Origin of the sequence: Mesorhizobium sp. LNHC221B00, from assembly GCF_000502935.1 — a bacterium.
GTDB lineage: Bacteria > Pseudomonadota > Alphaproteobacteria > Rhizobiales > Rhizobiaceae > Mesorhizobium > Mesorhizobium opportunistum.
Genome location: NZ_AYWR01000025.1, coordinates 17,113 through 29,929, shown reverse-complemented (window position 1 = coordinate 29,929; position 12,817 = coordinate 17,113). Strand labels below are relative to the sequence as shown.

The following is a 12,817-nucleotide window of genomic DNA, read 5'->3' as shown; positions in this document are numbered from 1 at the left end:
AAGCCCGAGCAGTTCCTTGCCCCTGGCGTTCACGCCGATTTCGGTTCCAGCCGCCGGAAACCGACGGCTTCCATCAGCATGTCCTCGTCGACCATGCCGGCATTGTGGAGCGCAAGCAGGGTGAGAGCCAACTCGCGCGCCTCGGTGGATTCGGGATGCGCTTCGCGCCGTCGGCAGGCCTCGTCGAACACGCGTTGCAGCCTGGCGATATCATCGGGTTTGAGCAGGCCACGGTCATAAACGGACTTAGGCATGGCGGTCTCCTGAAGGAAGAGTTAGGGCGCCATTCCTAAATTGCCAATCTTTCCCGAGGCTTGAACGGGTTCAGTCGGGATGGCCATGGATCGCCAAGGCCATCCCGCAATTGCAAACCGCCGCCTGATATCAGACAGCGATCTTGCCGCCACCCTGTTTCGTAATCGCGACAACCGCCGGCCGTACCGGCATGTCCGGTTTGAAATCCGGCCAGCGGGTCGACAGATCCTCGTAATAGGATGGGCGACCGAACGCTTCCCAGTCCTCGCCGCCGTCGCCCGGATGCTGGACGGCGACGAAGGCGGTCTGGTCGTCGGGCGCAAACAGCGGGCCGCACATTTCTGCGCCGATCGGCACGCGGAAGAACAATTTCGAGATCGCCCGCGCCGATCCCTCCGTGTCGACCGCCCACAGGCCGTCGGTGCGGCCGGTAGCCTTCGGCCCCTGGCCGTCGGTGGCGACCCACAGGCGCCCGGCCGAATCGACCGCGCAATTGTCGGGCATGCCGAACCAGCCATTGGCCGTCGTCGCCGTCGAGAAGGTGGCGCCGACATCGGCCACCGAGGGATCGCCGCATTTCAGCAGCACTTCCCATCTGCCTTTGGCAGCGGCAAAATCGCCGCCCTCTTCCGAAATTTCGATGATGTGGCCGAAGGCGTTCCCGGCGCGCGGGTTGGCGGCGTCGACCTGGTCGGCCTTGCGCTTGGAATTGTTGGTCAGCATGACATAGACCTTGCCGTTGACGGCATTGGGCTGAATGTCCTCCGGGCGGTCCATCTTGGTGGCGCCGAGCAGGTCGGCGGCCCGGCGCGTCTCGATCAGCACGTCGGCCTGGCCGGCGAAGCCGTTTTCGGCCGTTAGCGGCCCCTGGCCGAAGACGATCGGCAGCCATTCCACCGAACCATCCTCGGCGAACTTGGCGACATGCAGCGTGCCGTCGTCCAGCAGGTCCTTGTTGGCGGCGCGGTCATTGGCATTGAAGGTGCCCTTGGTGACGAACTTGTAGACATAGTCGAAGCGCTCGTCGTCGCCGAGATAGAAGACGACGCGGCCATCCCTGGCGACGATCGATTCGGCGCCTTCGTGCTTGAAGCGGCCCATGGCGGTGCGCTTCCTCGGCGTCGAGGTCGGATCGTTGACGTCGACCTCGACGATCCAGCCGAAGCGGTTGGCCTCGTTAGGCTCCCTGGCCAGGTTGAAGCGGTCGTAATGCGCGCCCCATTCGTAAGCGCCTTCAGGGATGCCGAGGCGCTTGTAGTTGGCGGCCTCCTTGTGGCCCTCCGGCAGTTCGCCGGAGAAATAGCCGTGGATGTTCTCCTCGGACATCACATAGGTGCCCCAGGGCGTGACGCCGCCCGCGCAGTTGTTGATGGTGCCGATGACCTTGGTGCCCGATGGATCGGCATTGGTCTTGACGCGGTCATGGCCGGCGACCGGGCCCGATAGCGCCATTTCGGTGTTCGAGGTGATGCGGCGGTTGAGCTTGCCGTCGCGCACCACTTGCCATTTTCCCGAGACCTTGCGGATCTCGACGATGGTGCCGCCATGCGCGGCCATCTCGACATCGACTTGCTCCTTGCTGAGCGGCGCGACTTCGGCCGCCTTCTTGCCGTCCTTGTCGACGATCTTGACGATGCCGGGGAACATCAGATGCGGGTTGGTGTATTCGTGGTTGACCACCAGCAGGCCATGCTCGGCCGAGCCGTCGATCGGGATATAACCGACATAGTCGTTGTTGTAGCCGAACTGCCTGGCTTGGGCTTCGGCCGACTGTTTGGCCGGATCGAACTCCGGCGAATCGGCAAACAGCGGATCGCCCCAGCGCAACAGCACGTCGGCGTCATAGCCCGGCGCGACATGGTGCTTGTCATCGATGCCGGCCTCGAGTTCGTCGAATTTGAAGGCGGAGCCCTCCGCGGCACGGGCTTCGTCGGCGCTGACAAGCGCCAGCGGGCTGACGGTGGCGGCAATCGCCGAGACGGCGAGCGATCCCTTCAGGAACCCCCGGCGCGAAAACCGCACGGCGATGATCTCGCCCATGGTGCGGTTGTCGGTGGGATTGATGGCCGGTCCGTCGTTTTCCTCGAGCAGGCTGGTGCGGAATTTGGCGTCGGGGGCGCGATGTTCGGTCATTGGGGCCTCTGGCTTTGGAGTGGCTGGAGCTTGTGTCTTTCGACCCCTTACAGTCGGCCGGTCACATTTTCGTGACATGAGAAGTCACTTTTAAACGACATTCCGCAAACGCCGGCAAGGCGGTCGTGTCTCCTGTGCCGGAGAGCCGCGAAATGGGTTCTTGAACAGGCCAGGCAAGGGGTTCTTTCTGTCACCTCCGCCACTCCCGCCAGAGGTGACCTTCAGGCTCGACGGCTGTTGTCTCCCGTCGGCGGTGATGCGCGGCGCGGCCGCTCCATTGCTCCCGCGAGGCGGGTTCTCAGGCATCCGAGATGGGACTTTAGTCCAAGCTTGCGCTTGCAAAGGTCTTGGGTGACAAACGCAACGGTCGGAGGTTGCTTCCGGTCACCACGTCTTTCGGCGATGTTGGTTGCACTGCAACGTTGGGATGGGCACGCCGGCTCAATCGACGGAGATCAGGATGTACGGATCGATCACGGCCCGTTGCCGACGGCTGACGCTCGGATCGGCGGCTTTCCTGGCGCTGACTCTCGCCCCCTATCAGATTGCCTTTCACGGCTCCGCCCTTGGAATCGACGCCGCTAGCGCACAGGCCGCCGGCGGTGGCCATGGCGGTAATGGCGGTGGCAACGGCGGTGGTAGTGGAGGCGGCAACGGTGGTGGCAATAGCGGCGGCAACAGCGGCAATGGCAACAGCGGGAACGGCAACGGCAATAGCGGCGGCAATTCCGGAAAAGGCGGCGCCGCCTCCGGCAAGGGCCAGAGCGGCAGCCATGTCAACGCGGCGACCGGCGACAAGGTCGACATCAATGGCAGCACGATCACGGTCGAGCACCCGGACGGCTTGACGGAAAAGATCGAGAACGGCCGTTTCAGAATGCAGGATGCGCTCGACCGAACGATCGTCGACCGCCCGGCCACGCCGGCCGATGTCAAACGTCTTAATGCTTTGTGAATCCGGGCCTTGTGGAGCTGGTCAACAGGCAACGGCCGGCTTCGCATGTCACCTCCGCCGCCCCCGGCGGAGGTGACCTCGTTTATCCGGCCTACCTAGAGCAATTCCAGGAAAAGTGTGACACGGTTTTCTCGAGAAAAGCGCGTAGCGCTTTCCCTTGGGAATTGCGTAAAAACAAAGAGATAGAGCGGTTCGCCGTTTCCTTGAAACGGTGAAATGCTCTCGCGCGGTTTCCCGCATGGCGCCGGCATAGCGACGGCGTCTATGCGCGGTTCCGGTCGCGGTCGCGAAACTCACGCATCATCAGGGCCGCCTCGGTGCGGTTTCGCGCGTTGAGTTTCGACAGCACGCCGGTCATATGGTGCTTGACGGTCTTCTCCTGCAGATCCAGCCGCAGGGCAACTTCCTTGTTGCTGAGCCCCTCCGCCACCAGCCGCAGAATCTCGCTCTGCCGCTCCGTGAGTTGCCGCAGCCGGTCCGCCATGCCGTCGGCGGGCTGCTGGGACTGGAGATCCGAAAGCAGCCGCGCCGACAGCATCGGCGAAAGATAGCTCTCGCCTGCCACCACGTTGCGCAGGATGTCGGCGAGCGCACGCGACCCGACACCTTTCAGGACATAGCCGTGTACCCCGGCGTTCAGGGCCTTGGTCACGTCGGCATTGGCCTCCGAAACGGTCAGCATGACGATCTTCTGGGCGGGATGGTTGGCAAGGATGCCTGCAACCGCGGTCAGGCCGCCGCCCGGCATGGAGATGTCGAGCAGCAGTATGTCGGGCCGCGCCGTCGACGCGATGCGTTCGGCGTCCTGCGCGGTCGCGCCTTCGCCGACCATCTCGAAGCCGCCGATCTCCGACAGGCTGCGCGTCACGCCTTCCCGAAAGAGCGGGTGATCGTCGATGATGGCGATACGAATGGTCTCGGTCATGCTTGCTCCTCAACCGATAAACTGATCACCAAGCGCGTACCTTGCGGTCCGGTCAAGGTTTCGAACTGGCCGCCAATGCTTTCGACCCGCTCCCTGAGGCCGGCGAGCCCCAATCCCTCGACCCGTGTCGCCGGGTCGAAGCCTGGCCCGCCGTCCGATACTTCGACGAAGAGCCGGCCGCCTTTCATTCCGGCGGCCACCGCCTGATCCTTGCCCCGGCCGTGGCGATAGGCATTGTTCAGCCCTTCCTGTACGAAACGATAGATGCTGATCTTCTCCGAAGCGCCGGGTTCGGGCAACTGCCCTGGCAGCGTGAGCGCCACCGACGTTCCGGTTCGGCGCTCGTGCTCTTTGACGGCCAGCCGCAATATTTCCGTTGCCGCGGCCGTCTCTATCTGTGGCAGGACAAGGCCGTTGCAGATGCCGCGTATCTCTTGCATCGCATCCTCGAGCGTCTTGCGGATCATTGCCACCTCGGTCGCGCGGTTCCCCTCCCAATGGTCATCGCCGGTAAACACCGGGCTGTCCATGCGCAGCGCCGCCAGGGCCACGAGTTGGGCCGGCCCGTCATGCAGGTCGGCGCCGATGCGGCGCAAATATCTTTCATTGAGCGCCGTGGCGCGGCGGGACGCCCGCTGCACGCGCTGCCGCAAGGCGCTGTTCTGCGCCACCAGGCCCTGCAGCTCCGACACCTGGCGGCGCAGCGCTCCGCGCTGGTCGTCGATGGTGCGGCTGCCGCGCAGCACGATCCCCGACAGGAGCAGGAATGCCGTCAAGGTGGTGCCGGCCACGATCAGCCAGCTCGACAGCAGGGCGGAGGCCAGCGTGGCTTTGAAATCGGTGGCGATTTCGTAGAATTCGGTGACCGCCACCACATCGCCGGACCAGGGTTCGCGCACGGGATTGTAGATCTCCAGCAACGGTTCGCCCGAAGCCCGCTCCTTCTCTTCGTTTTCGTCAAACGTGTCGAACTGGGCAGCGACGTTGCCCTGGAAGGCGGAACGCAGGTGGTCGTTCAGATCGAAGCGGCGGCCGATCAAGGAGGAGTCTTTCGAATAGAGCACGGTGCCGTCGCGGCGCCAGAGCCTGAACGAGACCAGGCGCTTGCCGAGCGCGCCCTGGCCGAGCGTTTCGTCGAGCGCCTGCTTGACGGAGTCGCTGAGCTCCTCGCTCTTGCGCAGGTCGGGCAGCAGCGGCGCGATCACGCTGTCCACATAAAGCGCCGTCGTGGCGGCCGAATTGCGGGTGACGCCGTCCCGGATCTGCGTCGTCACCCAGGCACCCACCAGCAGCATGACGACCAGAAGGCCAAAACCGCCGGCAACGAGGAATTGCACAGCGAGCGAAAGCTCGCTCCAGCGCCGCGCCAAGTTCTGAAAGATGCTGCGTATCATGAGCCCCTGACCGCCCTTCGATCGACAGGCTGAGCGGCGTCGGTACATTGAGCCTCCGTCTTGCCGTTGCCAAGGCCTTCGTTTGAACGAGGCCGCTTGACGTCCCGGCGCGCTTCGGAAACAAGGGCCGCGGCACACGCGGCGGGCGCCGCTTCTAGGGGAGGGGACGTTGAGTTTTTCGGGATTGCTGCAGCTTGGCTTTTCTACGGTCATCTTCCTTCTGGCGGCGACCGCGGCCAAGCAATGGGGATTGGCGCCGAGCCTGGGCAAGATCCTTCTGACACTCGCGCTCTATTCGCTGGGCAATCTCATCATGCTGCGGCTGATCCGCGAATTCGGCATGTCGGTGTCGTTCAGCCTCTCGGCGGTCATCCAGCTGGTCTCTGTCAACGTCGTGGCGCTGGTGTTCTTCGGCGAGCGCGTCAACGCACTGCAGGCGACCGGCATCCTGCTGGCGATCGCCGCGGTGGCGCTGATCACGCTCGGGCCCTATCTGCAAGGACGATGATAGAGATGACGGCTGCGATACCGATCCGATGAAAGACACCGCCACCACCTTGCTCAACCGGATCGAATTCCCGGTCCTGCTGGCCGGCCTGGTTATCGCCGGCGGGCTATGGGGCTTCGTGGAACTGATGGAACTGGCGCGGACAACCGAGCCGCATGCCTTCGACACCGAGATCCTGCTTGCCTTCCGCCAAGCGGGGCAGCCCGGCGTTCCGCTCGGCCCGCTATGGCTGGAAGGGGCGATGCGCGACATCACCAGCCTCGGCAGCACCAGCGTGCTGGTGCTGATCACGACGGCGACGATCATCTATCTGCTGTTGATCCGCAGACCGGGAACCGCGCTTCTCATCTTCGTCGCCGTGGCCGGCGGCCAGCTTCTGTCGAGCCTGTTGAAAGTCGGCGTCGACCGGCCCCGGCCCGAACTCGTTTCGCATCTGGTCAACGAGACGTCGCTCTCTTTCCCGAGCGGCCATGCGATGCTGTCGGCGGTGACCTACCTCACGCTCGGTTCACTGGCGGCGCGCTTCCTGCATGGCCGGGCGACCAAGATCTACGTTCTGTCGCTCGCTGTGCTGACGGCGGTGCTGGTCGGCGTCAGCCGCATCTATCTCGGCGTCCACTGGCCGTCGGATGTGCTGGCGGGCTGGTGCGCGGGCTTCGCCTGGGCGATGCTGTGCTGGTTGGTGGCGCGGTTCCTGCAGCGGCGCAAGATGGTAAGCGACGATGCCTGACGGGGCCTGACTGAGCGCCTCGGCTGTGCGTCAGATCAATCGGTTGATCACGTGCCCGCATCCCGTCAGCATGAAAATTGTCGACATCAGGCATGCCGATGTCATCAACGCCCTGAAAATGGTCAATCGCATTACCCCCTGCCCAAACCCAAAACACCCTAGCCTGCAATTTCCGGGAAGTATCAGAAAAATGGAAAAGGGGGCCGGCGAATGATCGCTGCCGCGCGGATACATGCCGCATCGGCCTTGGCCGGTATCGACCAGAAGACACGCGCCGAGTGCAATTGGCGGGGAAGTCTCTTCGCGTCCAGCTTCATCGGGAGGAAGAGAGCGGCCGCGTCCTTATCGATTGAGCGACCTTGGACCGCTGACGAATGGGTTGCCCCTGACATAAAACCGCAGCAGCCGGTCGGCATCCTTCGAAATGCCGATCCTGATACTTTGCCCGATGTCGCCGGGTGCGTGATTATCGCTTGCGAGCCATAGCGGGCCCGTCCGGCAAAGATCGAGCCCGTCGAGCGAACGATCGATCCGCAACGCCATCGCCAGCCGTCCCGGTCCGCGCGCCAAATCGCACAGGCGCTCGACACTGCGGTTCCGTCGCATGATCGCGATGCCTTCGAGCGGCTCGAGAGCCCTGATCAGAACGCCGGTGCCCGTGCCCTCCATCCCGCTCGAGACGTTCAGCATGTATGAGATGCCATAGGCGAGATAGACATAGGCGTGCCCTGGCTCGAGGAACAGCGAACGGTTGCGCGGGGTCATGCCCCGGTAGCCATGCCCGGCGGCATCGCCGACGACATACGCCTCGGTCTCGACGATGCGGCCGCTGGCCACGCCTTCGGTCAATTCCCGCACCACCAGCTTGCCGATAAGATAACGGGCGAGAGCGGCTGTATCGTCAGGCAATTCCGAACGGGTGATCGGGCGGTAGGAGGTCATGGCGGCCGGATTCTCAGGGGGGTCCATCCATGCCAAACCTCCCTGACTGTCGTTGTCGATGGACCGTCCTACCACGGTCCATCTCACGACTGTTAGCGAAGGTCGCGCGGGATGGCGCGGGATGGCCCCGACGCGCCGGTGCTCAATCGAGCTTCAATGCAGCGACCTCGCCCTCGTTCATCAACGGCACGTAGAGGATCGACTTGCCGTCGGTGCCGATGTCGGCGCTGCCCGGCTTGAAATGCGCCACTGCTTCCGGCGCACCGCCGGCCCTGTATCGGTAGAGCGTGCCGGTCATGTAGGCGGTGGCATAGATGGTGTCGCCGATGGCGACGACGCCGTCGAGGTCGGCGAATTCCTGCGCGCCAGGCAACGGCGACACCGCCCGGCTGGCGAGGTCCACGGCCAGCAGCCCGCCCGGCTCCGCGGTGCTGAAGTCGGGCTTGATGCCCTTGCCCCAGGAGGCGACGATCAGCCGGTTGCCATCGGCGAACACGCCGTTGGGCGAGGCCAGCATCGGATCCCCAGTGAACAGCTCGGGCCTGTCGCCGTCGATGCGGTAGATCGTGTCGGCCAGCATGTCGGTGACATAGACCTTGCCCGTATGATCCGATGTCATGTCGTTGAGGAAGACGGCATTCGGCACGGCGATGCTGGCGACCAGCCTGCCGCTGGCGAGGTCGACGACGCGGATTTTGGTGATGTCGGCGACATAGAGCTTGCCGCCCGATATCGCCATGCCCTTGGGCGCGTCCATGCCGTCGCTCCAGTGTTGAGTCACCGTCTTGCCGTCCGGGGACAGCACACTGAGGTAGCCATTGCCGTCGGCATCGCCGGGATTGCCGACGATGTTGGAAACGATGATGCGGTTGTTGGCGGCGTCGAACAGCGCCGATTCCGGCTGTTCGAGCCCCTTGGCGCGCCAGAGCTCGCCGGCCTGGGCAGCCGGTGTGGCGGCGATGCCGATGGTGGCGGCAAAGGCGGAAATGATGAGGCGGTTCATGGCTGGTCTCCTGTGATGATGGCGGACAGCTATGATTTTCGATACTTCTCGGGAAGCCACATTGCCGCTAGTATCGAATATCGATACGAAACTCCCGGCAAGAGGTGCATCCCATGAACGGTCTGATCTTCGAGGCGCTGAAGCGCACGCTGAAGGCGAAGGGCGTCACCTATCGCGAGCTCGCCGAGCGCATGGGCGTTTCCGAGCCGACCGTGAAGCGCATCTTCCATGAGAAGAACTGCAAGCTCGACCGGCTGGTCGAGATCTGCGCGGCTGCCGGCGTCGAGCTGGAAAACGTGCTCGGCTCGATGAACCGGGGGCCGGGGCCGGTCAACCACATCGCGCCCGAGATCGAGCGCAGGCTCGCCGGCCGGCCGGCGCTGCTGTTCATCTTCGTCATGCTGTCGGAAAAATTCACGCCGCAAGGCATCATGCGCTCGCAAGGCCTGAGCGAGGCCTCGATGTTCCTCTATCTGCGCGATCTCGAGGAACTCGGCCTTGTCGCGCTCGGGCGGGGACTCACGGCGAGGCTGCTGGTCGAGACGCCGATCCAGTGGAATTTCGAGGGGCCGCTCAGGCCGCTGTTCGAGATGACCAACAAGAACTTCATCGGCTGGGCCATCACGCACATCGAGAAGGAGGCGACCTTCGTCAGCTTCTCCAGGCGGATGCGGCCGGAGACCGCCGAGATGGTGCGGCGCGAAGCCGAGGAATTGGCCGACCGCGCCAGGCTGCTTGCCCATCACGACCAGCACACCACGCCCGAGGACGGGCTCACCGGTTACAAATGGACGTTTGCCTTCGGGGCGACGCCGTTTCCGGCGATCATGCCGATCGGCCCGCATCCGCGCGATGCCGGTGCACGCCCGCCCGAGCAGTCCGCCGCAAAAGGGCGGCGCCCGCTTCCGGCCTGAAAGGATTATTCTGCGGCCTTCGTCTCCGCGTCCGCAGCCTTGTCGTCCCAGGTCACGGCCCGATAATCGAAGCCATATTCCAGGGTCGGCTTGACGATGCGGAAATAGGGCGACAGGTCGAAGTCGCGCGGCGTGTACAGCGAGTGGTGGCGGATGTGCAGGATTTCCTTGCGCGAATAGCTCGACTGCGCCGAGGCGCGGCCGGGCGCGCGGGTGATCTCAGGCAGGATCGGATAGCGGATCTGGCCATAGGCCTCGGCAATCAGCGTCGAGCAGATGGCGCGCGTCGGATCGCCGGAGCCGAAGGCCAGCATGCGGCGGCGCCAGCGCACCGGCACCGGCGGCGTCGGCAGGAAATAGCGCAGCATGTCGAAGATGTTTTTGAGGTCGTATTTCAGGCCAAGCTTGCCGACCATGAAGGCGACGACCATGTCGCGGTCCTCCGGCGCCAGGCCGCTCGCCCGGCAGATGCGGGTGTTGTAGGTGCGGTAGCGCGACAATGGCACGGCGACGCAGCCTTCGCCCATGGTGACCTCGATAAGCCGCGGCCGCTCCGCTCCGTCTTCCGGCTTGGGCAAGGCATCGCCAACATAAAAGGCCGCATGCGACCATGTCGACTGGGTAAGGTACTTGATCGCCGCCGAGATCCTCTGATTGCCCTCGACCAGCAGGATGTCGCCGGGCTCCAGCGTGCGGCGCAGCGTTTCGGCATCGGATGGCGTGTAGGGCTCATAGCCCGAGGATTCTTCCTGCAGCCGGCCGGCAAGCCAGCGTCCAAGGCGGTCGAGAAGCGTGTCGGCCGGCGCGGTCATAGCAGAGCGTGATTAACACAGGCTGGCGTGCGGACACCAGCCGCGGTTAGCCGGCCGATGCGCTGGCGTCTTCCTGCGGGCCGGCCAGATCGTCGCGCGCCTTGCGGGCCAGTCTTTTCGTCGCGTGCCTCGGGCTATCGCCGAACAGGTCGGCGGCCTCGGCAAGGCAGGATTTCCTCAGGCTCCTTTCCGAGCGCTTCAGCAGCTTGCCAAGAAGCTTGGTGTCCTCGTGCGGCCCAAGCGGCGGGTCGTCGGCCTCGAGCAGCGCGCGCATGACGAACACATCATGCAGTTCGCCGAGCCGCTCGCCCAGTTCGTCGACGGCCTTGCGCCGCGCCTTGATCGGCGTCGGCCAAAGCCGGCCCAGCAGCGACAGGTGCATGCCATGCGTCTTGGCCGCCTTGCGCAGGTCGTGGAAATCGTCGGCCTCGCCGCGCGCGCCAGCCCTGTCGAGCGCCTTCCTGGCACGGCGCAGGGTGACGCGGGCGCCTTCGGCGAGCACGTCGGCGGCCTGCTCCGGCTGATCGGGCAAGGCAAGGCTTTCGATCCGCTTCATGCCATCCTGGCAAGCGGCGGTCGCCGCGCCGATTGCCGCCTGGAGGCCGGCGCCTTCGTGCAGATCATGCTGGCGGGCGACCAGCCTGTCGCGCACGGCATCGAGCCCGCCATTATCGGCGCTCTCCTTGGGAAAACCTGCCGCCAGCCGGTCGATGGTTTCGATCAGCGCCGTTGCTTCACGCGGGCCTGCAAGCAACGCCGCCACATTGCGATAGCACTGGTTCTCGATCGTGCAGAAAGTTTCGTCTCCGGAACGAACCAGGCGCAGCAAGGCACGCGCGCCCTTTAGCCGCTTACGGCATTTGTGCAGTCCCTGTTCCGGCCGGCTCTGCGCCGCGTCCAGATGCAGCAGTGCCTTGCCAATCTCCTCGGCAAGGATGCGTCTGACCTCACCGGTCAGCGGCAGGCGCGGGTCGATGCGAAAACTCATGCGGCGATCTCCGGAATCCCCCCGAGGGCGAGCGACGCGTTGTAGAATTTCTGCTCGCCGGTGACTTCACGGCCGAGCCAGTCTGGCAGCATTTCGTCCGGCACGTCTTCCGGCGTCTCGAGTTCGGCCACCACAAGTCCTGCCAGCGCGCCGCCAAAGACGTCGACTTCATAGAGATAGCCGCGATGCCTAACATGGTGGCGTGTCTTCTCTATGACACGTCCTAGAGCGAAGGCCAGCATCTCCTCGGCCTCGGCAAGAGGCACCGGATACTCGTATTCGTCGCGCTCGCGCGCCTTGCTGCCGAATTTGAGCGTCAACTTGGCGGACACGCCGTCGCTGATGCGGATCCGCACGGTCCGGCCGGGCGCGGCGGCAAGATAGAACTGGCGAATGCGGATATCCGCCTCGACCAGGTTCCGCCATGCGGTGCTGGAGACCAGGAACTTGCGCTCGACTTCCTTGCCCATGGCCGCGCACTAAAGCGTTTGCCGCAGGCGATGGCAAGACAGCCACGCACACAAGTTGACTTTAATCAATCGATTGATTAAAGAATGGATCATGATCAAATTGCCCGACGCCAAGAATCCACGCCGCGACACCCCGCCGGCGGAGTTGACGCGTGCCGCGCTCGTCCGCGCCGCGCTGAAATTGTTCGGGCGGCAGGGCTTCGACGGCACCTCGACACGCGAGATCGCGGCGGAGGCGCAGGCCAATATAGGTTCGATCGCCTACCATTTCGGCGGCAAGGAAGGCCTTCGCGCCGCCGCCGCCGACTTGATCGTCGAGACTATCCAGACGGTTGCCGGCCAGGCGCTGGGCAACAGCCAGGCCGCGGCTCCACCCGATCCCGAGGCGGCAAGGGCGCAGCTCTTCGCCGCGCTTGAGCGGATGGTCGGCTTCATCGTGGCGCAGCCGGAGGCCGGCGAAATCGTGCAATTCGTGCTGCGCGAGTTGTCCCATCCCACCGCTGCGCTCGACCGCATCTATGACGGCGTCTTCGAGCCGACGCATCGCCGGTTGTGCCTGATCTGGGAGCAGGCGACCGGCGAGCCGGCCGAAAGCGAGCGGACCCGGCTCACCGTCTTCACGCTGATCGGCCAGGTCATCTATTTCCGCATCGGCCGCGAGGCGGTGATGCGCCGCATGGGCTGGCATGACATCGGCAGCGCCGAGGCGGCAAAGGTCGTGGCGGTCACGGCCGACAATCTCAGCGCCATACTGGCCGCCAGGAAGAAGCAGAAATGAAGGGGCAAAG

The 12,817-nt window shown here is 64.4% G+C and carries 15 protein-coding genes; 6 read left to right on the top strand and 9 right to left on the bottom strand.

The genetic code is table 11. The features are described 5' to 3' along the window. Window positions 1-29: 29 nt before the first annotated feature. Window positions 30-254: a hypothetical protein gene (locus X741_RS141865; RefSeq protein WP_023779944.1), complete on the bottom strand. Its 225-nt coding sequence runs from the start codon at window positions 252-254 to the stop codon at window positions 30-32. 130 nt (window positions 255-384) lie between these two features. Continuing rightward, a complete protein-coding gene (locus X741_RS141870) occupies window positions 385-2,388 on the bottom strand; it encodes a PhoX family phosphatase (RefSeq protein ID WP_023779943.1) in 2,004 nt (667 codons plus the stop codon). A 460-nt stretch (window positions 2,389-2,848) separates the two neighbouring features. On the opposite strand from X741_RS141870, the gene X741_RS141875 reads away from it, so the two are divergent. Next, window positions 2,849-3,343, top strand: coding sequence for a hypothetical protein (locus X741_RS141875; protein WP_031250429.1), 495 nt, complete (start codon window positions 2,849-2,851; stop codon window positions 3,341-3,343). 262 nt (window positions 3,344-3,605) lie between these two features. On the opposite strand, the gene X741_RS141880 is transcribed toward X741_RS141875, so the two are convergent. Both X741_RS141880 and X741_RS141885 read right to left on the bottom strand, forming a co-directional pair. Further along, a complete protein-coding gene (locus X741_RS141880) occupies window positions 3,606-4,268 on the bottom strand; it encodes a response regulator transcription factor (protein WP_023779941.1) in 663 nt (220 codons plus the stop codon). Further along, window positions 4,265-5,662: a sensor histidine kinase gene (locus tag X741_RS141885; RefSeq protein WP_023779940.1), complete on the bottom strand. Its 1,398-nt coding sequence runs from the start codon at window positions 5,660-5,662 to the stop codon at window positions 4,265-4,267. Before X741_RS141885 ends, X741_RS141880 begins: the two co-directional genes overlap by 4 nt. 169 nt (window positions 5,663-5,831) lie before the next feature. Between X741_RS141885 and X741_RS141890 the strand changes: the two genes are divergently transcribed. From X741_RS141890 to X741_RS1000000170020, 3 genes are all read left to right on the top strand, one after another. Continuing rightward, complete coding sequence (locus X741_RS141890) at window positions 5,832-6,170, top strand: hypothetical protein (protein ID WP_013892067.1); 339 nt, start codon at window positions 5,832-5,834, stop codon at window positions 6,168-6,170. Window positions 6,171-6,198: 28 nt separating this feature from the next. Beyond that, a complete protein-coding gene (locus tag X741_RS141895; protein WP_023779938.1) occupies window positions 6,199-6,900 on the top strand; it encodes a phosphatase PAP2 family protein in 702 nt (233 codons plus the stop codon). Window positions 6,901-6,970: 70 nt separating this feature from the next. Next, window positions 6,971-7,114: a hypothetical protein gene (locus X741_RS1000000170020; RefSeq protein ID WP_156937942.1), complete on the top strand. Its 144-nt coding sequence runs from the start codon at window positions 6,971-6,973 to the stop codon at window positions 7,112-7,114. A 128-nt stretch (window positions 7,115-7,242) separates the two neighbouring features. On the opposite strand, the gene X741_RS141900 is transcribed toward X741_RS1000000170020, so the two are convergent. Together X741_RS141900 and X741_RS141905 are read right to left on the bottom strand one after the other, a co-directional pair. Next, window positions 7,243-7,869 (bottom strand): DNA-3-methyladenine glycosylase, encoded by a 627-nt coding sequence (locus X741_RS141900; RefSeq protein WP_245272781.1) that lies wholly within the window; start codon window positions 7,867-7,869, stop codon window positions 7,243-7,245. A gap of 115 nt (window positions 7,870-7,984) precedes the next feature. Beyond that, complete coding sequence (locus X741_RS141905) at window positions 7,985-8,845, bottom strand: ATP/GTP-binding protein (protein ID WP_023779936.1); 861 nt, start codon at window positions 8,843-8,845, stop codon at window positions 7,985-7,987. Between the two features lie 113 nt (window positions 8,846-8,958). Between X741_RS141905 and X741_RS141910 the strand changes: the two genes are divergently transcribed. Beyond that, window positions 8,959-9,759 carry a helix-turn-helix transcriptional regulator gene (locus X741_RS141910; RefSeq protein ID WP_023779935.1) on the top strand — a complete coding sequence of 267 codons (801 nt, stop codon included), beginning with the start codon at window positions 8,959-8,961 and terminating at the stop codon, window positions 9,757-9,759. Window positions 9,760-9,764: 5 nt separating this feature from the next. On the opposite strand, the gene X741_RS141915 is transcribed toward X741_RS141910, so the two are convergent. From X741_RS141915 to X741_RS141925, 3 genes are read right to left on the bottom strand one after another with little or no spacing between them, the layout of a single operon-like run. Beyond that, complete coding sequence (locus X741_RS141915) at window positions 9,765-10,571, bottom strand: hypothetical protein (RefSeq protein WP_013892062.1); 807 nt, start codon at window positions 10,569-10,571, stop codon at window positions 9,765-9,767. A gap of 46 nt (window positions 10,572-10,617) precedes the next feature. Then, a complete protein-coding gene (locus X741_RS141920; RefSeq protein WP_023779934.1) occupies window positions 10,618-11,559 on the bottom strand; it encodes a CHAD domain-containing protein in 942 nt (313 codons plus the stop codon). Beyond that, window positions 11,556-12,029 carry a CYTH domain-containing protein gene (locus X741_RS141925; RefSeq protein WP_013892060.1) on the bottom strand — a complete coding sequence of 158 codons (474 nt, stop codon included), beginning with the start codon at window positions 12,027-12,029 and terminating at the stop codon, window positions 11,556-11,558. The genes X741_RS141920 and X741_RS141925 overlap by 4 nt, the downstream gene beginning before the upstream one ends. A 91-nt stretch (window positions 12,030-12,120) precedes the next feature. Between X741_RS141925 and X741_RS141930 the strand changes: the two genes are divergently transcribed. Then, the gene (locus X741_RS141930; protein ID WP_023779933.1) at window positions 12,121-12,807 is read left to right on the top strand and encodes a DUF1956 domain-containing protein; all 687 of its coding nucleotides are present in this window, start codon (window positions 12,121-12,123) and stop codon (window positions 12,805-12,807) included. Window positions 12,808-12,817: the final 10 nt, after the last annotated feature.